The following is a 17,380-nucleotide window of genomic DNA, read 5'->3' on the forward strand; positions in this document are numbered from 1 at the left end:
GTGGACGCCCTTTCGCGTCCGCTCCTGTGACGCGGAAGCGATCCGAAACGTTCAGCGGGCCGTCTGGAACGTCCTGCGGTACGCCTGGGGCGAGACCCCGATGGCCGCGTGCAGGTGCTGGCGCAGCGAGGCTCCGGTGGCGAAGCCGACCCGGCCGGCGATTTGGTCGACCGAGAGGTCACTGGCCTCCAGCAGGTGCCGGGCGTGCACCACGCGCTGCTGGATCAGCCAGCGGCCGGGGCTGATGCCCACCTCGTCGTGGAAGCGGCGGGCGAAAGTGCGCTGGCTCATCCGGGCGTGCGCGGCGAGGTCGGCCAGGGCGAGGGGCTCGTCGAGGCGCCCCAGGGCCCAGGCGCGGGTGGCCGCCGTGCTCGCCGGGCCGGTCTCGGGAACGGGCTGTTCGATGTACTGCGCCTGCCCGCCGTCGCGGAACGGCGGGACCACGCAGCGGCGGGCCACCTTGTTGGCGAGTTCGCTGCCGTGGTCCTTGCGGACGAGGTGCAGGCAGATGTCGACCCCGGAGGCGGCGCCCGCCGAGGTCAGCACGCGGCCGTCGTCCACGAAGAGGACGTCCGGGTCGAGGTCGACCTGCGGGTACATCCGGCCGAACGCCTCGGCGACCTGCCAGTGGGTGGTGGCCCGGCGGCCGTCGAGGAGACCGGCGGCGGCGAGGACGAACGCGGCGGTGCAGATGGAGACGATGCGCGCGTCGGGGCGGATCCGGGCGAGCGCCTCGGCGACCCCGTCGGGCAGCGCCGCGGTGATCCAGTCGGACGCCACCGGGGCGACGACGACCGTGTCGGCCGTGGCCAGCACCTCCGGGCCGTGCCGCACGCCGATCGTGAAGTCGGCGTTCGTCTGCACAGGACGGCCGTCGACCGTGCAGGTCAGGGTCTCGTAGTGGCCGTCGGCCGCGCCGAGGATCCGGCTGGGGATACCGAGTTCGAACGGGTAGACGCCGTCGAGGGCGAGGACGACCACCCGGTGCTTGCGCTGCTGTGCCTGCATGGCACGATCCTATCGAAGCTTGGCAATCTTGCCATTTCCCGCCCGGGTGCCGCCCGGCAGGCTGGTTCACCATGAGCACTGTGAACACCATGCGCGTCATCGGCCAGAACGTCCTCGGCGGTCCCGAGGTCCTGAGGGAAACGGAAGTGGAGCGGCCCGCGCCGCGTCCGAACGAGGTACTGGTCCGGGTGCGCGCCGCCGGCGTCAACCCGACCGACTGGAAGCACCGCGCGACGGGCGGCTTCCTCGGCGAGCCGCCCTTCGTCCTGGGCTGGGACCTCTCCGGGACCGTCGAGGCGGTCGGCATCGGCGTGGCGGCCTTCGCCCCCGGCGACGAGGTCTTCGGCATGCTGCCGTACCCCTACGGGCACGGCTCGCACGCCGAGTACGCCATCGCCCCCGTCCGCGCCCTGTGGCACAAGCCGACCGGGATCGACCACGTGCAGGCGGCCGCGCTGCCGCTGGTCTCGCTGACCGCCTGGCAGGCCCTGGTGGAGAACGCCGGCCTCGAGGCCGGGCAGCGGGTACTGATCCACGCGGCCGCGGGCGGCGTGGGCCATGTCGCCGTACAGATCGCCAAGGCGCGTGGCGCGTACGTGATCGGCACGGCGAGCGCGGGCAAGCACGACTTCCTGCGGGAGCTCGGCGCCGACGAGGTGATCGACTACCGGGAGAGCGACTTCACCGACGCCGTGAAGGACGTCGACGTGGTCCTGGACACGCTGGGCGGGGACACCTCCGTGCGGTCCCTGGGCGTGCTGCGGCCGGGCGGGATCGTGGTGTCGATCCTGCCGGTGGGGTCGGCGGAGTTCACCGAGGAGGCCGAGCGGCTCGGGGTGCGGGCGGTGCGGATGCTCGTGGACGCCGACCGGGCGGGGATGCGGACGATCGCCGAACTGGTCGAGACGGGGAAGCTGCGTGCCACGATCGCGGGGACGTACCCGCTGGCCGATGCCGCCGAGGCACACGCGCTCGGCGACACCGGCCGGACCACCGGGAAGCTGGTCCTGACGGTCGACTGACGGACCCGCCCGTCGGATCAGAACAGGAGCACGGGCTTGATGGTCCTGCCCTCGGTCATGTCCCGCACCGCCTGGTCGATGTCCGCGAACGGATAGGTGCCGATCAGGCGGTCCAGCGGGAGCCGCCCCGCCTTGACCAGCTCGACCAGGGCGGGGATGAAGGACTGCGTCTCGCTGTCGCCGAGGGTGAGCCCGACGACCCGCTTGCCGCCCAGCATCCCGTTGACGTCGAGGGCGACCTCGCTGCCGAAGGGCGGTGCGCCCACGACGACGAGGGTGCCGCGGGCGGCGAGCGCGTCGACACCCTGGCGCAGCACGGCCGTGTTGCCCGTGGTCTCCACGACGCCGTCGGCGCCCTGCCCGCCGGTGATCTCCGCGATCGCCTCGCCCAGCGGGACCGTACCCGCGTCGACGGTGTGTGTGGCGCCGAGCTCCTTGGCCAGCTGGAGGCGTTCGGCGACCCGGTCGACCGCGATGATCGTGGTGGCCGGGGTGAGGGCGGCCGCCATGACCGCCGACAGGCCGACGGCGCCCGCGCCGAGGACGACGACCGTGCTGCCGGTCGCCGGCTTCAGCACGTTCCAGACCGCGCCGACACCGGTCTGGACCCCGCAGCCCAGCGGGGCGATCGACGCCAGCGGTACGGCGGGGTCGACCTTGACGAGGCTGCGCTCGTCGACCAGGGCCCGCTCGGCGAAGGAGGACTGGCCGAAGAAGTGGCCGCCGAGGGGCTCGCCGTCCCGGCTGATGGTGCTGGTGCCGTCGGCGCGGCGGCCGCCGAGGAGGTTCAGCGGCAGCCAGGTGGCGCAGTAGGCGGGGTGGCCGCCATGGCAGTTGCGGCAGTCGCCGCAGGAGGTGAAGGACAGCACGACATGGTCGCCCGGTGCCACCCCGGTGACGGCCGAGCCGACCGACTCCACGACGCCCGCGCCCTCGTGGCCGAGGACTCCGGGCAGGGGGAAGGGCAGCCCGCCGCTCGCCACCCCGAGGTCGGTGTGACACAGTCCGGCCGCCACCAGACGGACGACCGCCTCGTGCGGGGCGGGGTCGTCGAGGACGACGTCGGACAGGGTGAAGGGGGCCCCGCCGGACTCGACGACGGCGGCGCGTGTGGTGATGGACATGGGTTGAACTCCCTGTGTTTCGCGGCGCGTTCAGTCGAGCGAGACGACGACGGACTTGACCTTGGTGTACGCGTTGAGCGCCTCGGGGCCGTACTCGCGGCCGAAGCCGGAGTCCTTGACGCCGCCGAAGGGGACGGCCGGGTCGAGCATCGCCCAGTCGTTGACCCAGACGATGCCCGCCTGGAGGCGGTCGGCGACGCGGTGGGCGCGCGCCAGGTTGCCGGTCTGGACGCCCGAAGCCAGGCCGTACGGCGTGGAGTTGGCCAGCGCGACGGCCTCGTCCTCGTCGTCGAAGGGCTGCACGGTGAGGACCGGACCGAAGATCTCCTCCTGCACGACCCGGGAGTCGTTCGCCAGGTCGGCGATCACGGTGGGCTTGTAGTAGTAGCCGCCGTCGAGGTCGAGCCGCTCGCCGCCGCAGACGATGCGGGCCCCCTCCTTGCGGGCCAGCTCGACGTACTCCTCGACCTTGCGCAGGTGCTTCTCCCCGGCCATCGGACCGACGACGGTCTCCACCTGCCGGGGGTCGCCTACCGGCACACCGGGGACGGCCTCGGCGAGGATGTTCAGCAGGGTGCTGTAGACCGGACGGGCCACCAGCAGCCGCGGGCCGCCCATGCAGAACTGGCCGGTGTTGAAGACGAAGCCCTTGATGACCGCCCCGACGGCCTTCTCCAGGTCGGCGTCCTCGAAGACGATGTGCGCGGCGTTGCCGCCGAGCTCCATGGTGACCGGCTTGAGGTTCCCACCGGCGACGCTCGCGGCGTGCCGGCCGATCGCGGTGGAGCCGGTGAAGGCGATCTTGTCCACGCCGGGATGCCGGAGCAGCGCCTCACCGGCGACCGGGCCCGCGCCGGTGACGACGTTGACCACACCGTCGGGCACGCCGGCCCGCTGGAACAGTCCCGCCATGTACAGGGCGCTGAGCGGCGTCTCGTCGGCGGGCTTGTGGACGACCGTGTTGCCGGCGGCGAGCGCCGGGGCGATCTTCGAACCGGCCAGGATCAGCGGGAAGTTGAACGGGGTGATCGCGGCGACCACGCCGAGCGGGCCCCGCCTGGTGTAGGCGAGGGCGTTCATCGGGATGTCGCGGGTCGCGCCGTCCAGGGAGAAGGCGAGGGAGGCGAAGTACTCGTAGTCGTTGGCCGCGTTCGTGGCGTCGACCGCCAGCGCCAGGGTGATCGGCTTGCCGACGTCCAGGCTCTCCAGCCGGGCGATCTCGTCGGCCTCCGCACGGATCAGTTCCGCCACCCGCAGCAGGACGCGGCCGCGCTCCCGGCCGCTCAGTCCGGACCACTGCCCGGTGTCGAAGGCCGCCCGCGCGGCCCGTACCGCGGCGTCGACGTCGGCGGCGCCCGCCTCCGCGACGGTGGTCACGACCGTGCCCCGGGACGGGTCGACCACCTCGGTCCGCGCTCCGTCCGCGGCCTCACGCCACTGTCCCCCGATGAAGAGTCGACCGGGGTCGATCTCGAAGGTGGTCATCACCACTCCTCAGCATCGTCGCCAAGATTTCAACCAACAGGATTCCTGTTGGTCCGCAGTCTCATTACAGACAGGTTTCCTGTCAATGGTCTACGCTCGGACTCATGGCCGGCACCCAGACAACCAAGACAACGTCCGCACCCCAGCCCCACAAGGCACCTCCGTCCCTGCTCTACATGGTGAAGCAGGTGGAGCTGGTGGTGCGATCCCACCTGGACGAGCTGGTCAAGCCGTCCGGGATCACGGCCCTGCAGTACACGGCGCTCACCGTGCTGCAACGGCACGACGGCCTGTCCGCCGCCCAGCTGGCCCGGGACTCGTTCGTGACCGCCCAGTCCATCGCCGACCTGGTGCGCTCCCTGGAGACACGCGGGCTCATCCGCCGCGAACGCAATCCCCGCAACCGGCGCGAGCTGCTGATCCTGCTCACCACAGAGGGCCGCGAACTGCTCGACCGGCACGCCGGGCCGGTGCGGGAGCTGGAGGAGCGCATGGTGCGGGAGCTCACCGCCCACCAGACGGAGCAGTTGCGCACTGCGCTCACGAAGGCGTGGCACGCACTGTCGTAGCACGCGGCGCACCCCTTCGCTCACGGCGAGAAAAAACTCTGGCAGAGTCGGTTGCATTTCGAAGACATATGTCAATCGAACATGCTGGAATTCACTCGATCGGGGGTAACTTGCTGGGGCGGGGAACTGCTGTCTGCTCCCCGGCCGTTGGAGGCTCCCGACCGGTGGAGCGGGTTGGAGGCGATGTCGTCGTGCTGGAGAAACCCGCAGCGGACACCCCGCATCTGCGCGTCCGCGAGGACCGCGGGTACACGGTGCTGGAGTTCCGCGGCGAGATCGACATCGTCGCGGCGACCGAGATCACCCCGCACCTCGACTACGCGACCGGCGGCCCGGCGCCCCGGATCGTGATCGACCTGAGCCGGATCGAGTTCTTCGACTGCTCCGGGCTGCGCCTGCTGTACCGGGCGCGCGGCCGCGTCCTCGACCACGGCGGGCATCTGCACCTCGTCTGCACCCATCGGCTCACCCTGCGGATCCTGCGCGCCACGGGGCTGTACCGGCTGCTGCCGCCCGCCGCGACGCTGGACGCGGCCCTGGAGCGGCCCGAGGCCACCTCCGGCACGTTATGACGGCGCTCGACGCGCTCCTCTCCGTACCGCGGAACCACGCGACACCCGGCACCCCGCACCCCGCACCCGGTAGCCGAGCGGCCTGTCGCCGGCCCCGACCCCCCGGCTCCCTGGCCCCCGGCCATCCAGCCCCCGGGTCCCCCTTACCGGTCCCCGGCTATTGACCGCGTGCCGCGTCGAACAGGGCGCTGACGGACTCACCGTTGTGGATACGGCGTACGGCCTCCGCGAGGGCGGGCGCGATGGACAGGATCCGCAGTTTGTCGGTGTGCTCCTCGGCGGGCACCGGCACGGTGTTGGTGCACACGATCTCCAGCACGTCGGGCTGCTCGCTCAGCCGCTTGAGGGCACCGTCCGCGAACAGACCGTGCGTGCACGCCACCCGTATGGACCTCGGCTCCAACTCCCGCAGCCGGTCGAGTAGTTCCAGGACCGTGCTGCCCTTGGCGATCTCGTCGTCGAGAACGATGACATCGCGCCCGGACACCTCGCCGATCACCGCGCTGATGCTGACCCGGTCGTCCGCGTACCGCTGCTTGGCGCCGGCCGCCACCTGGGCGCCGATCATCCGGGCGAAGGCGGCGGCCTCCTTGGCGTTGCCGAGGTCGGGCGAGACCACGGTGGTGCGGGTGAGGTCGTAGCGGCGGAAGTGGGCGGCCAGTTCCCGGTGGGCGTGCAGATGGTCCACGGGCATCGAGAAGAAGCCGTGCACCTGCGGCGAGTGGAGGGTCATGGTGAGGAGCCGGTGCACACCGGCCGCCGCCATCAGGTCCGCGACCAGGCGCCCGCCCAGGGAGATGCGGGGCGCGTCCTTCTTGTCGGAGCGGGCGTAGGAGTAGTGCGGCATGACGACGGTGATCCGGCCCGCCGACGCCCCCCGCGCCGCGTCGCACATCAGCAGCAGCTCGACGAGGTGCTCCTGCACGGGCCGGACCAGGGGCTGGACCAGGAAGACATCCCGTTCCCGGCAGTTCGCCTGGAGCTGGACCTCCAGGCAGTCGTTGGCGAACCTGCTGAGCCGGGTGGGGCTCAGGGGCACGCCGAGGTGGGCACAGACCTCGGCGGCCAGCTCGGGATGGGCACTGCCGCTGAACACGGAGATGTCTCGCACGATCGGCTCCTCGCTGATCATGTCCGGCTGGGGCGGGAGCTCTCATGCTACGGACCGGGTCCGTTTTGCCCACCCTCAGGACCGCGCGGGAGCCCCACCCCCTCGCTCGCGGTCGCCCGGAGCCCCCCGGGGCCCCGGGGAAAGCGGGCCGGTCCCGGCGCCGGGCCCCGGGGCCCTCGGCGCGGCCAACCGGGTGGACGGCCGCGACCGCACCGGAGGTGTCCACCCGGTCGGGGTCGTCGGTACGGCCGGGCCACCGGCCACTGGGGCGCGGGGTGGCCGGGCCATCGGAGTGGCCTGGTTGCCGGGGCGGCCGGCCTCCGGGTCGCCGTGGGCCGGGTCGCCATGGTGGACGGGTCGTCGGGGTGGCCAGGCTGCCGGGGGCGCGGGCGCCGGGTCGGCGGGCCGCCGGGTCGCGGACGTCGCCCGGCGGCCCGTGGGGCCACCTCCCGGCGCGCCCACCCCGGCGGGTCCGTCGTCCGTGTCCCACTGTCACAGGTTGCCAACAGCGCGGTCTGACCGGGCCATTGACGGGCATCCGGACAGCAGGAAGGAGGGCCGTTCGCATGACGACTTCCATCAAGCCCGACAAGCCCACCACGCGCCTCCCCCGGCGCATGCCCGGCTGGGCCAAGGTGCTCACCGCCGTCGTGGTCGTACTGGTCGTGATGTTCGCCGGGATCCGGCTGAGCCTGCTGCCGGGACTACGCGACTTCTTCGGCACCGAGACCCATGACCGCTCGGGCCCCGCCCTGCTGGAATCCATCCAGGACATGAGCCGTTACGACGCCGCCTCCGGCAACTTCCAGGTCGTCGTCGACCTGGAGAAGGACGCCAAGTACCTCCCCGACGCGATCCGCGGCACCCGCACCCTGTACGTCGGGGCGGGCACCGTGGACGCCTATGTCGACCTCGGCAAGGTCGGCGACAAGGACGTGACGGTCGACGCGGACCGCACCTCGGCGACGCTCCGGCTGCCGCACGCCCTGCTGGGCAAACCGGCGCTGGACCCCGACCGCTCCTACGCGGTCTCCAAGCAGCGCGGTCTCCTCGACCGCCTCGGCGACCTCTTCTCGGACAACCCGAGCGGTGAGCAGGCCGTGCAGAAGCTCGCGGTCAAGCACATCGGCGAGGCGGCGAAGGAGAGCGAGCTGATCGCGCGCGCCGAGACGAACACCACCGACATGCTCCAGGGGCTGCTGCACTCCCTCGGCTTCGAGGAGGTGAAGGTGACGTACCACACCTGAGCGGCCACGCGGGGTGTCCGTCGCCTGCCGCGCGAGGTGCGGCAGGCGCGGCCACGGCGAGGCGGACCGCATCCCTCGGCCGTTCGGGGGTAATCGCGCTACCACGCAGGGAAGTTGAAGACCTGGAGGACCGGATGGCCCGTGCAGCCCTACGTCCGCTTGCCGTGTTCCGCCCGCGCGGCGGCGGATCTCGGGAGCCCGCCCCGCCCGAGAACGGGGCCGGGAAGCCGGGCCCGAGGCGCGGCTTCTCCTTCAAGCCGCGCGCGAAGTCGGGCCCGAAGCCCGCTCCGAAGCCCCGCTCGACAGCGGGCCCGAGGACCGGTTCGTCGAAGAGGGCGGCGCGCGCCGAGCGCCGGCCGTGGCCGCTTCCGCTCCGGCTGCTGGCGATGCTGTTCGCCTTCGCGTTCATGGTGGCGTTCGCCGTCGTGCTCGCCCGGCTCACCCTGGAGCCGTCGCCCGCGTCCGCGGCGCTGGTGCACTCCAACCTGCGTCCGGGCGACTCCCTGCGCGCCTACCTCGACCAGCCCGAACTGCGCGACGCGGTGAAGCAGATCGGGGGGAACATCCTGCTCGGCGTGCCCTTCGGGGTCCTGGTGCCGGTGGTCGCGCCCCGGGCGCGCGGGCTGCTGCGGGTGCTGCTGCTGACCGCGATCGTCATGCTGCTGGTGGAGATCGCCCAGGGCGCGCTGGTGACCGGCCGCGCCTTCGACATCGACGACGTCATCCTCAACACCACGGGCGCCCTGATCGGGTACCTGCTCGTGGGCCGCCGGATGAGCCGTGCGGTGCACGCACGGGAACGGCACCTGCGACGGGGTGCCCGAGAGAGGGTCTGACGGCCGTCAGCGCGGGGACCAGGTGTAGCGGTCCCCGCCCACCCATCGCACGACGTCGGGGTCGTCGAGGTCGTGCACCGTGATGCCGAACGCGGCGGCGATCTCGAGGACGTCGGTGACGTCCCTCGCCTCGCCGACCACCTCGGAATCGATTTCCACGATGCGGAACGGCGCGGGGCCCGGCTGCACCCCGAGCACCATGATCCGCGGGTGGGAGATACGGAGACTCGCGATTTCGGTCATGACATAGAGGGTAAAGCGGAATCTGCCGGTACGAATCACCCGATTTCCTGGTGCGGTCCGCGCGCGGGTGGGGAACTCTGGAGCCAGGAGGTGGCGATGGAGCCCGTCGAAGCCCTGGACCGGATCGCCTTCCTGCTGGAGCGGTCCCTCGCGCCGACGTACCGGGTCCGCGCCTTCCGGACCGCGGCCCGCGTCCTGACCCCGCTGTCCGCGGAGGAGGTCGCGCAGCGGGCGGCCGACGGGACGCTGGAGTCGTTGAAGGGCGTGGGCCCCAAGACCGCCCAGGTGGTGCGCGAGGCGCTCGCCGGGCAGGTGCCGTCGTATCTGGACAAGCTGGAGGGCGAGGCGGGCCGGCCGCTCACGGACGGCGCGGGCGCCCGGTTGCGGGCGCTGCTGCGGGGGGACTGCCATGTCCACTCCGACTGGTCGGACGGCGGCAGCCCCATCGAGGAGATGGGCCGGGCGGCTGCCGCGCTCGGCCACGAGTGGACCGTGCTGACCGACCACTCGCCCCGTCTGACGGTGGCCCGCGGACTCTCGCCCGAGCGGCTGCGCCGGCAGCTGGAGGTGGTCGAGGAGCTCAACGCGACCTGGGCGCCGTTCCGGCTGCTGACCGGCATCGAGTGCGACATCCTCGACGACGGCTCGCTGGACCAGGAGCCGGAGCTGCTGGAGCGGCTCGACGTGGTGGTCGTGTCCGTCCATTCCAAGCTGCGCATGGAGTCCCGCGCGATGACCCGCCGCATGGTGAACGCCGTGCGCGACCCGCACTCCGACATCCTCGGCCACTGCACCGGGCGGCTGGTGACCGGGCGGGGCCGGCCGGAGTCGGAGTTCGACGCGGACGCGGTGTTCGCCGCGTGCGCCGAGTCCGGTACCGCCGTCGAGGTCAACAGCAGGCCCGAGCGGCTCGACCCGCCCCGCCGACTGCTGCGCCGGGCCGTGGAGGCGGGGACGCTGTTCTCGGTCGACACCGACGCGCACGCGCCCGGCCAGCTGGACTGGCAGATCCTGGGCTGCGCGCGGGCCGAGGAGTGCGAGGTGCCGGAGGGACGGATCGTGAACGGCTGGCCGCTGGCCGACCTTCTGGCCTGGACCCGGGAGAGACGGGTACCGGCGGGCGTGACGGGTGCCTGACGTGGTACCCGGGGGCTCGAGAGAAAGGACCCGTGCATGACACGCGCCGCCGTGTTCGACGTCGACGGCACCCTGGTCGACACCAACCACCTGCACGTCACCACCTGGTGGGAGGCCTTCCGGCAGGCGGGCCACCGGGTCCCGATGCACGCCGTGCACCGGGCGGTCGGGCTGGGCTCCGACGACCTCCTCGCCCACCTGCTCGGCGACGACCGGGACAAGGACGAGGACGCCCGGATCAGTGCCGGCCACAAGGCGCTCTACGGGCAGTACTTCAACCGGCTGCCGGCGCTGCGGGACGCCGGTGCGCTGCTGCGCAGGCTGCACGAGGACGGCTGGACGGTCGTGCTCGCCACCTCCGCCGGCGGGGCCGAACTGTCCGCCCTCAGGCGGGCCATCGACGCCGACGACGTCATCGCCGCGACCGCGAGCGCGGACGACGTGGAGGAGGGCAAGCCCGCCCCGGAGCCCGTGGAACACGCGCTGGAGTTGATCGGGGCGCCCGCCGAGGGGGCGGTGTTCGTCGGGGACACCGTGTGGGACATGCGCGCCGGCCGCCGGGCCGGGGTGCGCTGCGTGGGAGTCCTGTGCGGCGGCATCCCCCGTGCCGACCTGCTGGAGGCGGGCGCGGAGGCGGTCTACGCCGACCCCGCCGAGCTCCTGGCGTCCTTGTCGGACAGCCCGCTGGCCTGAGGCGGGGTGGTGCGCGGTGAGGCCGGGTGGTCCGCGCGGGCCCGTCGGGGCGGGTGACACACGTCACCGGGCACGGCTGCGGACCTGGGAACACCCGCAGGAAGTTACCCGTTGAACCATTCGTGGGTGCGGACGGGACAGTGTCCCCGGGCCTCACCTTTTGCCCACAGGGACGATCGTTCGGCTGAAGCCCTGTGGAGCCTTTCGCCGAGAGGCGACCGCCGTCCGCGCCCACACTCGAACCGCCCCGACCGTGATTCCCCCGTCCGGTCGGGGCTTTCCTCCGTCCGCACGGCGCGGGCCCCCCGGCCGCGCCGTGCGGGCACGGGGCACTTGACTTCGAGCGCACTCCAATCCGTAGCGTTCCGGACATGAGCGACACCGCACAGCACAAGATCGGCTCGGGCTTCGGCGCCACGAGCACCGCCGACGACGTCCTGCGGGGCATCGACCTCACCGGGAAGCTGGCCGTCGTCACCGGCGGATACTCCGGCCTCGGCCTGGAGACCACCCGCGCGCTGGTCAAGGCCGGCGCCCGGGTCGTGGTGCCCGCGCGCCGCCCGGACACCGCCCGCGAGAACCTCGCGGGCCTCGACGGCGTCGAGACGGACACCCTCGACCTCGGTGACCTGGAGAGCGTGCGCGCCTTCGCCGACCGGTTCCTCGCCTCCGGGCGGAGCGTCGACCTCCTCGTCGGGAGCGCCGGGATCATGGCCTGCCCGGAGACCCGGGTCGGCCCCGGATGGGAGGCCCAGTTCGCCACGAACCACCTCGGCCACTTCGCCCTCGTCAACCGGCTGTGGCCGGCGATCGAGCCCGGCGGCGCCCGGATCGTCTCGGTGTCCTCGCGTGGCCACCACTTCTCGGGGATGCGCTGGGACGACGTCCACTGGCGCGACGGCTACGACAAGTGGGAGGCGTACGGGCAGGCCAAGACCGCGAACGTGCTGTTCGCCGGCCACCTCGACCGGCTGGCCCGGGACCGGGGGGTCCGCGCGTTCTCGCTCCACCCCGGCGGCATCATCACACCCCTCCAGCGGCACCTGCCGACACAGGAGATGGTGGACCGCGGCTGGATCGACGAGGACGGGAACGTGCTGAACCCCGAGGGGTTCAAGACCCCGGAGCAGGGCGCGGCCACCCAGGTGTGGGCGGCGACCTCGCCGCAGCTGGCCGGTAGGGGCGGCGTCTACCTGGAGGACTGCGACATCGCCGAGCCCGCCCCCGCGGACGGCGAGCGGACCGGCGTCAAGGACTGGGCGACGGACCCGGAGCAGGCGGCCCGGCTGTGGGAGCTGTCGGCGCGGCTGACCGGCGTGAACGCCTTCGCGTAGCCCCGTGCCGCCGGGTCAGCCCCCGGCCGCGAACTTCCGCAGGTCCGCCGTGAGGCGGTCGGCGTGGGTGGCGAAGAGGCCGTGGCCGGCGTTCTCGTACACCTCCAGGGTGGCGTTCGGCGCGAGGTGCGCGGCGCGGCGGCCGGTCAGTTCGATGGGCGCGGAGGTGTCGTGGGTGCCGTGGACGACGAGCACGGGCAGGTCCAGCGAGGCCAGTTCGGGAGCCACGTCCAGCTCGGCGATCAGCTCGCCGAGCGCGACGCCGGCCCGTGCCGTCGCGCCGTGACAGCGCCGGATCATGGACTCGACGTACGCCTCGGACACGTCGTTGCCCGGCCGGTCCAGGGCGAAGAAGGCGTGCGCGCCGTCGGCGAAGAACGCGGAGCGGTCGCGCCGGAAGGCCTCGGTGCCCGCCCGTATGAGCTGCGGGTCGCGTCCCTCGGGGTGGTTCGCCGACCGGGCCGGGCCGGGGGTCATGCCGGCGATCAGCGCCACCCGGGCCACCCGGTCGACGCCGTGCCGGGTCAGGCAGCGGACGATCTCGGCGGCTCCGAGGGAGTGCCCCACGAGGGTGATCCCGCTCAGGTCGAGGTGTTCGAGCAGGCCCTGCACGTCGTCGGCGAGGCTGTCCAGGTCGAAGCCGCCCCACACGTCGTCGGAGCGTCCGTGGCCGCGCCGGTCGAAGCCCACGCAGCGGTGGCCCTCCTCGGCCAGCGGCAGCATCTGGTACTCCCACATCTCGGTACCGAGGTACATGCTGTTCACGAAGACGATCACGGGCCCGTCGGCGGGCCCGTGATCGACGTGGTGCAGTCGTGCGCCGTCGACGGGACTCGTGAAGTACGGCATGGGTCGCTCTCCTGGGGTGAGGCGGGACGCGGTGGCCGGGCACGTCGTCCATGCTTCCGGCCGGAGCCGCGCGCGTCGATTACCTCCCAGGTCATGGCGTGGACGTGCGTCGGCGGGCCCCGGTCCGGGCCGTCCGTCGGGCCGGGCGCTCGGTCGGTCCCGGTCGCGGTCCCGTCGGTCGCGAGGGATCCGGGCGTCCGACGGTCGGGGCGCCGTCGGACGGCCGCGCCGGTCAGCCCGTCCCCGCGGCGCGCTCGTCGAGTCGTTGCCGCTGCGGCAGCACCGTGTACTTCGGGTCCCGGGCCGAGGCGGTTCCGGCGGCGAACACCCCGAAGCGGGTGCAGACGGAGCCGGCGAGGAGGGCGAGGCCGCAGGTGACGGCGGCGCCACGCCGGTGGCCCAGCAGCGCCGCCCCCGCCCCGCCCGCCGTCGTCAGCACGCGGGCGGCCCGCAGCAGGGTGCCCGCGCGCCCCTCTCGCCAGGTCTCGGCGACGAGGCCGAGCCGGCGTTCCGCCGCCTTCGACACCGCCGCGTCGGCGAGCGCGGCCAGGGTGGCGGCGCGGCGCGCGGGGGTGTTCTCGCGGGCCGGGGACACCACCAGGGCCATGCCGGACGCCGCGGCCGTGGCCGACGCCGCGAACAGGTGGGGCAGCTCCCGGTGGACGCCGTGCCAGGCGGGCACCGCGGTGTCCGCGGCCAGGACGGCGGTGTAGGTCGCGACCGGCGGGCCCAGGACGGCGGCGACGCCGGTTGCCGCGCCCCCGAGCCGCGGCAGCCGGCCCGTCACCGCGGCGAAGGCGGCCGCCCCCGCCGCCGGCGCGTAGGCCGACAGCAGCCACGAGCCCATGCTGGGGCACAGCCGGCCACGGCTGACCGGGGAGGCGGGGTCGCCCTCGATCTGCACGACCCGGTCGTCCTTCACGTAGACCTGCCGGCCGCAGCCGACGGCGCAGCACGGGCAGACGGACGGGACGACGCGGTCGGCGGTCTCGGTGCGGGGCCGCAGCCGCTCGGTGCGCGCGGATTTCGCGGCGCTTCCCCGGGCGGTGCGGTCGCTACCGGTGAGCTGACGGTGGACGGGTCATGAGCGGATGCGGTCTGCCGTGCCCATGAGAGCTGCTCCTCAGGCGGACGGCTCTTCGGGTACGGGGTGGTCGGACTGACCGCTGCCCGCGCGGGGCGCGCCCTGCCGGCCGGTGCCCGACTCGTCGGTGTCGGGAACGTCCTGCGCTTCGGCTTCCTCCGCCGATCCGTCGGAGCCGCCGGTCCCGCCGGAACGGCCGGACTGCTCGGGCGTGTCGACGTCCCAGGGATCCTCTCCCCCGTCGGCCTGCTGGTCCGGCGGATCGCGCGGGATCGGCGTGCCGCTCTCGCCGGGGCCTTCGGGGCGCTGTGCGGACACGACGTCCTCCTTTCACCGTCGCGCCGCGCCGGACGCGGGCGACTCGACCGGGCGGCGATCGTCCGGACGCGGAAGCGAGTACCTCTGTGGTGATCAGCGAAACGTGGCGGCGCGGCCGGGTGTGCGGAGGGAGCTTGCTGCGGGCGGGGCAGGTGTGCGGAGGCAGGTCCCGGCGGCGCGGACCGTGCGGGGGGGGCGCGGACTCGGCTCGGCGCCGGCACGGCCGGGGCTGGCTCGGCCCGGGCTGGCTCGGCCCGGGCTCGGGACCTCTCAGCGGGGGGCGCGTTCCTCCAGGACCGTGCGCCAGGCGGGGGCCGGGCCGGCGGGGGTGGGTTCGGGGCGGCGGCCGCCGCGGGCGAAGAAGTCGGCGAGCGGGAGGATCGCCGCGCCGACGGTGACCGCGTCGGGGCCGAGCCGCCCGAGCTCGACGGTGACCTTCTGCGCGGGGTGCCGCAACGCGTACGCGGTGGCGTGGCGCCGCACGGCGGGCAGGAAGCGGGCGCCGAGCTGGAGTCCGGCCCAGCCCCCGATGAGGATGCGCTCGGGCTGGAAGAGGTTGATCAGGTCCGAGAGGCCGGCGCCGAGGTACTCGGCCGTCTCCTCCAGAACCTCGAGCGCCACGGGATCGGCGGCCTCCGCGCTCTCCCGGGGATAGGCGGCGCCGAGCATCGCCGTCAGCGCGCTCTCCTCGTCCGCGCCCTCCGGCGGCCGGCCCCCCTGCTCCCGCCAGCGTTCCAGCAGCGCCTCGGCGCCCGCGTACGCCTCCAGACAGCCGAGGGCGCCGCACCGGCAGCGGCGGCCCCGGACCCGTACGGTCAGGTGCCCCCACTCGACGGCCCGGCCGTGCTCCACCTCGGGCGTGACGAGACAGGCGCCCACACCCGAGCCGAAGAGGACGACGACCGCGTTGTGCGCACCCCGTCCGCCGCCGAACCACATCTCGGCCTGGCCAAGGGTCTTGGCGCCGTTGTCGATGAAGTACGGCACGCTCTCGGGGAGGAGGGAGCCCTCGCGCAGCAGCGCCTCGAGCGGGACGGCGTCCCAGCCGATCGTCTGGCCGTGCACGACGGCGCCCTGCCCCGGGGTGTGTTCGATGATGCCGGGGACGCCGATACCGACCCCCAGCAGCTGCTCCGGACCGAGGCCCGCGGCGCCCAGCACCTCGGCGACGCCGTCCCGGATGTGCCCGACGATCCCGTCGACCTCGTACCGCCGCTGTTCCAACGGCCGTTCCACCCGAGCGAGTTCGGTGAGCGTCAGATCGAACAGCTCGATCCGCACCCGGGTCTCGCCGACGTCCACGCCGATCATGTGGCCGCTGGTGGGGACGACGCGCAGCAGGATGCGCGGGCGGCCGCCGTCGGAGTCGACGCTGCCGGCCTCCTCGACCAGCCCGTCGGCGACCAGGTCGGCGACGACATTGCTGACCGAGCCGGAGCTCAGGCCGGTGACCGGGCCCAGCTCGAAGCGGCTGAGCGGTCCGTCGAAGTAGAGCCGTTGCAGCACGGCCGTACGGTTGGCCCGCCTCAGGTCGCGTACCGTGCGCCCGTTCCGCCCCGTCATGTCGCTCCCCTTCGCACCCTGCCCGACCTGCAACATACCCTTGTGGCGGGCGGCACGCGACATTCCTCCAACCCTTAGTTCACGATGTGAGCTAAGAGACGTCCGCGGACTCGATCCCGTCCGGCGCGGCCACGAGCTGCGGGGCGACCATATTCCGGTCAGCCGAGGTCGTCCACGTGCACGTCAACGACCTCGGCGTTACGGCCTCCACGAGCAGCCCGTTGCCCTCCGCCCCGGCACCCGTGCCGCCCTCGCCGGCCGACGCACCCGGCACAGGGTACGGACACCTCCCGAACGGCCCGGCGCGCTCCGGAAAACCGTCCCCGCACCGGTCCCGCGGGCTCCGGCGGCCGACCACCGCCGCACCTCGTCGGACCCGCCGTGACGTCAACCGGCCCCGGCCGCGAGGACGTACGGGGCTTCAGCGTGATCCACGCGGGTGCAGGGGACGCGTCACTAGGCTGGGCCGATGACCGCCACCTCGACCGTGCTGTCCATCGCCCTGGACGAGACCTCGGACCCGCCGCTGCGCCCGCTGCCCGTGGGGGTGGCGGCGCTCTTGGCCGAGGTCGGTGCGCCGCCGCGGCTGGTCGCGCATCTCCGGGCCGTCCACGACGTCGCGGTGCGTCTCGTCGACTGGGTCGGACGGCACTGCCCGGCGTCGGCCGTGGACCGCGAGGCGGTGCTGTTCGGTGCCGCCACGCACGACATCGGCAAGGCGTTGCACCCCGAGGAGCTGTCCGGTCCCGGGGCCCGTCACGAGGAGGCGGGGCGGGAACTGCTGCTGACCCACGGAGTGCGGCCCGAGACGGCACGGTTCGCCGGGACGCACGCCTCCTGGGGGAAGCCGGGTGTGGCCCTGGAGGATCTGCTGGTGAGCCTGGCCGACAAGGTGTGGAAGAACAAGCGGGTGACCGACCTGGAGGACCTGGTGGTGGCCGAACTGTCGCGGGCCGGCGGGCGGCCCGTCTGGCAGGAGTTCCTGGACCTGGACGAGTTCCTGACCGAAGTCGGTGAGGGCGCGGACCTGCGGCTGGCCTGGCAGGCGGCGTTTCCCGTCCAGGGGTGAAGCGCGCCCCGCGGCCTCCGGCCGAGGCTCGGATGCCCGAGCTGCTCGGCGGAGTGCGGACAGCCTCCGCCCCCGCCGCCGCCCTTGCCCTCACCCCCGCCTCCTGGTGACGTCGT

At 73.3% G+C, this 17,380-nt stretch carries 17 protein-coding genes and 1 pseudogene; 9 read left to right on the forward strand and 9 right to left on the reverse strand.

Features of this window, described 5'->3' with window-relative positions; all coding sequences use genetic code 11:
- Positions 1-51 precede the first annotated feature (51 nt).
- Complete coding sequence (locus OG440_RS03770; RefSeq protein ID WP_406005380.1) at positions 52-1,008, reverse strand: GlxA family transcriptional regulator; 957 nt, start codon at positions 1,006-1,008, stop codon at positions 52-54.
- Between the two features lie 71 nt (positions 1,009-1,079).
- On the opposite strand from OG440_RS03770, the gene OG440_RS03775 reads away from it, so the two are divergent.
- Positions 1,080-2,030: an NADP-dependent oxidoreductase gene (locus OG440_RS03775; RefSeq protein WP_406005381.1), complete on the forward strand. Its 951-nt coding sequence runs from the start codon at positions 1,080-1,082 to the stop codon at positions 2,028-2,030.
- 17 nt (positions 2,031-2,047) lie between these two features.
- Here OG440_RS03775 and OG440_RS03780 read toward each other — a convergent pair whose 3' ends face one another.
- Entirely contained in the window at positions 2,048-3,154 is a 1,107-nt protein-coding gene (locus tag OG440_RS03780) for an NAD(P)-dependent alcohol dehydrogenase (protein WP_406005382.1), read from the reverse strand.
- A 30-nt stretch (positions 3,155-3,184) separates the two neighbouring features.
- Positions 3,185-4,639, reverse strand: a complete 1,455-nt coding sequence (locus OG440_RS03785) for an aldehyde dehydrogenase family protein (protein WP_406005383.1) — start codon at positions 4,637-4,639, stop codon at positions 3,185-3,187.
- Positions 4,640-4,743: 104 nt separating this feature from the next.
- Between OG440_RS03785 and OG440_RS03790 the strand changes: the two genes are divergently transcribed.
- Positions 4,744-5,208 carry a MarR family winged helix-turn-helix transcriptional regulator gene (locus tag OG440_RS03790; protein ID WP_406005384.1) on the forward strand — a complete coding sequence of 155 codons (465 nt, stop codon included), beginning with the start codon at positions 4,744-4,746 and terminating at the stop codon, positions 5,206-5,208.
- Between the two features lie 164 nt (positions 5,209-5,372).
- Positions 5,373-5,780 (forward strand): anti-sigma factor antagonist, encoded by a 408-nt coding sequence (locus OG440_RS03795; RefSeq protein WP_406005385.1) that lies wholly within the window; start codon positions 5,373-5,375, stop codon positions 5,778-5,780.
- 157 nt (positions 5,781-5,937) lie between these two features.
- On the opposite strand, the gene OG440_RS03800 is transcribed toward OG440_RS03795, so the two are convergent.
- Positions 5,938-6,891, reverse strand: a complete 954-nt coding sequence (locus tag OG440_RS03800) for a ribose-phosphate diphosphokinase (protein WP_406005386.1) — start codon at positions 6,889-6,891, stop codon at positions 5,938-5,940.
- 566 nt (positions 6,892-7,457) lie between these two features.
- Between OG440_RS03800 and OG440_RS03805 the strand changes: the two genes are divergently transcribed.
- Positions 7,458-8,138 (forward strand): DUF4230 domain-containing protein, encoded by a 681-nt coding sequence (locus tag OG440_RS03805; protein ID WP_406005387.1) that lies wholly within the window; start codon positions 7,458-7,460, stop codon positions 8,136-8,138.
- Positions 8,139-8,272: 134 nt separating this feature from the next.
- On the forward strand, positions 8,273-8,974 hold the full coding sequence (locus tag OG440_RS03810) for a VanZ family protein (RefSeq protein WP_406005388.1): 702 nt from the start codon (positions 8,273-8,275) through the stop codon (positions 8,972-8,974).
- A 6-nt stretch (positions 8,975-8,980) separates the two neighbouring features.
- Here the strand turns inward: OG440_RS03810 and OG440_RS03815 are convergent, their stop codons facing one another.
- Positions 8,981-9,217: a hypothetical protein gene (locus OG440_RS03815; protein WP_406005389.1), complete on the reverse strand. Its 237-nt coding sequence runs from the start codon at positions 9,215-9,217 to the stop codon at positions 8,981-8,983.
- Positions 9,218-9,313: 96 nt separating this feature from the next.
- Here OG440_RS03815 and OG440_RS03820 point away from each other — a divergent pair, with 96 nt between their 5' ends.
- From OG440_RS03820 to OG440_RS03830, 3 genes are all read left to right on the forward strand, one after another.
- Positions 9,314-10,354, forward strand: coding sequence for a PHP domain-containing protein (locus OG440_RS03820; protein WP_406005390.1), 1,041 nt, complete (start codon positions 9,314-9,316; stop codon positions 10,352-10,354).
- 36 nt (positions 10,355-10,390) lie between these two features.
- Entirely contained in the window at positions 10,391-11,047 is a 657-nt protein-coding gene (locus OG440_RS03825; protein WP_406005391.1) for an HAD family hydrolase, read from the forward strand.
- Between the two features lie 371 nt (positions 11,048-11,418).
- Positions 11,419-12,381, forward strand: coding sequence for an SDR family NAD(P)-dependent oxidoreductase (locus tag OG440_RS03830; protein ID WP_406005392.1), 963 nt, complete (start codon positions 11,419-11,421; stop codon positions 12,379-12,381).
- A gap of 15 nt (positions 12,382-12,396) precedes the next feature.
- Here OG440_RS03830 and OG440_RS03835 read toward each other — a convergent pair whose 3' ends face one another.
- From OG440_RS03835 to OG440_RS03850, 4 genes and pseudogenes are all read right to left on the reverse strand, one after another.
- Positions 12,397-13,230 (reverse strand): alpha/beta fold hydrolase, encoded by an 834-nt coding sequence (locus OG440_RS03835; protein WP_406005393.1) that lies wholly within the window; start codon positions 13,228-13,230, stop codon positions 12,397-12,399.
- Positions 13,231-14,041: 811 nt separating this feature from the next.
- A pseudogene (locus OG440_RS03840) lies at positions 14,042-14,311 on the reverse strand (hypothetical protein); the annotation flags it as partial.
- A 42-nt stretch (positions 14,312-14,353) separates the two neighbouring features.
- On the reverse strand, positions 14,354-14,632 hold the full coding sequence (locus tag OG440_RS03845) for a hypothetical protein (RefSeq protein WP_406005394.1): 279 nt from the start codon (positions 14,630-14,632) through the stop codon (positions 14,354-14,356).
- Positions 14,633-14,902: 270 nt separating this feature from the next.
- Entirely contained in the window at positions 14,903-16,195 is a 1,293-nt protein-coding gene (locus OG440_RS03850) for an ROK family protein (protein ID WP_406005395.1), read from the reverse strand.
- A gap of 469 nt (positions 16,196-16,664) precedes the next feature.
- Here OG440_RS03850 and OG440_RS03855 point away from each other — a divergent pair, with 469 nt between their 5' ends.
- Complete coding sequence (locus OG440_RS03855; protein ID WP_406005396.1) at positions 16,665-17,264, forward strand: HD domain-containing protein; 600 nt, start codon at positions 16,665-16,667, stop codon at positions 17,262-17,264.
- Positions 17,265-17,380: the final 116 nt, after the last annotated feature.

The organism is Streptomyces sp. NBC_00637, from assembly GCF_045161545.1.
Taxonomy (GTDB): domain Bacteria; phylum Actinomycetota; class Actinomycetes; order Streptomycetales; family Streptomycetaceae; genus Streptomyces.

Bases quoted from the DNA above. Each gene is read 5' to 3' on its own strand.
- OG440_RS03770 (WP_406005380.1), bottom strand. From the start codon at position 1,008: ATGCAGGCACAGCAGCGCAAGCACCGGGTGGTCGTCCTCGCCCTCGAC.
- OG440_RS03815 (WP_406005389.1), bottom strand. From the start codon at position 9,217: ATGACCGAAATCGCGAGTCTCCGTATCTCCCACCCGCGGATCATGGTG.
- OG440_RS03810 (WP_406005388.1), top strand. From the start codon at position 8,273: ATGGCCCGTGCAGCCCTACGTCCGCTTGCCGTGTTCCGCCCGCGCGGC.
- OG440_RS03855 (WP_406005396.1), top strand. From the start codon at position 16,665: ATGACCGCCACCTCGACCGTGCTGTCCATCGCCCTGGACGAGACCTCG.
- OG440_RS03780 (WP_406005382.1), bottom strand. From the start codon at position 3,154: ATGTCCATCACCACACGCGCCGCCGTCGTCGAGTCCGGCGGGGCCCCC.
- OG440_RS03825 (WP_406005391.1), top strand. From the start codon at position 10,391: ATGACACGCGCCGCCGTGTTCGACGTCGACGGCACCCTGGTCGACACC.
- OG440_RS03830 (WP_406005392.1), top strand. From the start codon at position 11,419: ATGAGCGACACCGCACAGCACAAGATCGGCTCGGGCTTCGGCGCCACG.
- OG440_RS03775 (WP_406005381.1), top strand. From the start codon at position 1,080: ATGAGCACTGTGAACACCATGCGCGTCATCGGCCAGAACGTCCTCGGC.
- OG440_RS03790 (WP_406005384.1), top strand. From the start codon at position 4,744: ATGGCCGGCACCCAGACAACCAAGACAACGTCCGCACCCCAGCCCCAC.
- OG440_RS03820 (WP_406005390.1), top strand. From the start codon at position 9,314: ATGGAGCCCGTCGAAGCCCTGGACCGGATCGCCTTCCTGCTGGAGCGG.
- OG440_RS03850 (WP_406005395.1), bottom strand. From the start codon at position 16,195: ATGACGGGGCGGAACGGGCGCACGGTACGCGACCTGAGGCGGGCCAAC.
- OG440_RS03805 (WP_406005387.1), top strand. From the start codon at position 7,458: ATGACGACTTCCATCAAGCCCGACAAGCCCACCACGCGCCTCCCCCGG.
- OG440_RS03785 (WP_406005383.1), bottom strand. From the start codon at position 4,639: ATGACCACCTTCGAGATCGACCCCGGTCGACTCTTCATCGGGGGACAG.
- OG440_RS03835 (WP_406005393.1), bottom strand. From the start codon at position 13,230: ATGCCGTACTTCACGAGTCCCGTCGACGGCGCACGACTGCACCACGTC.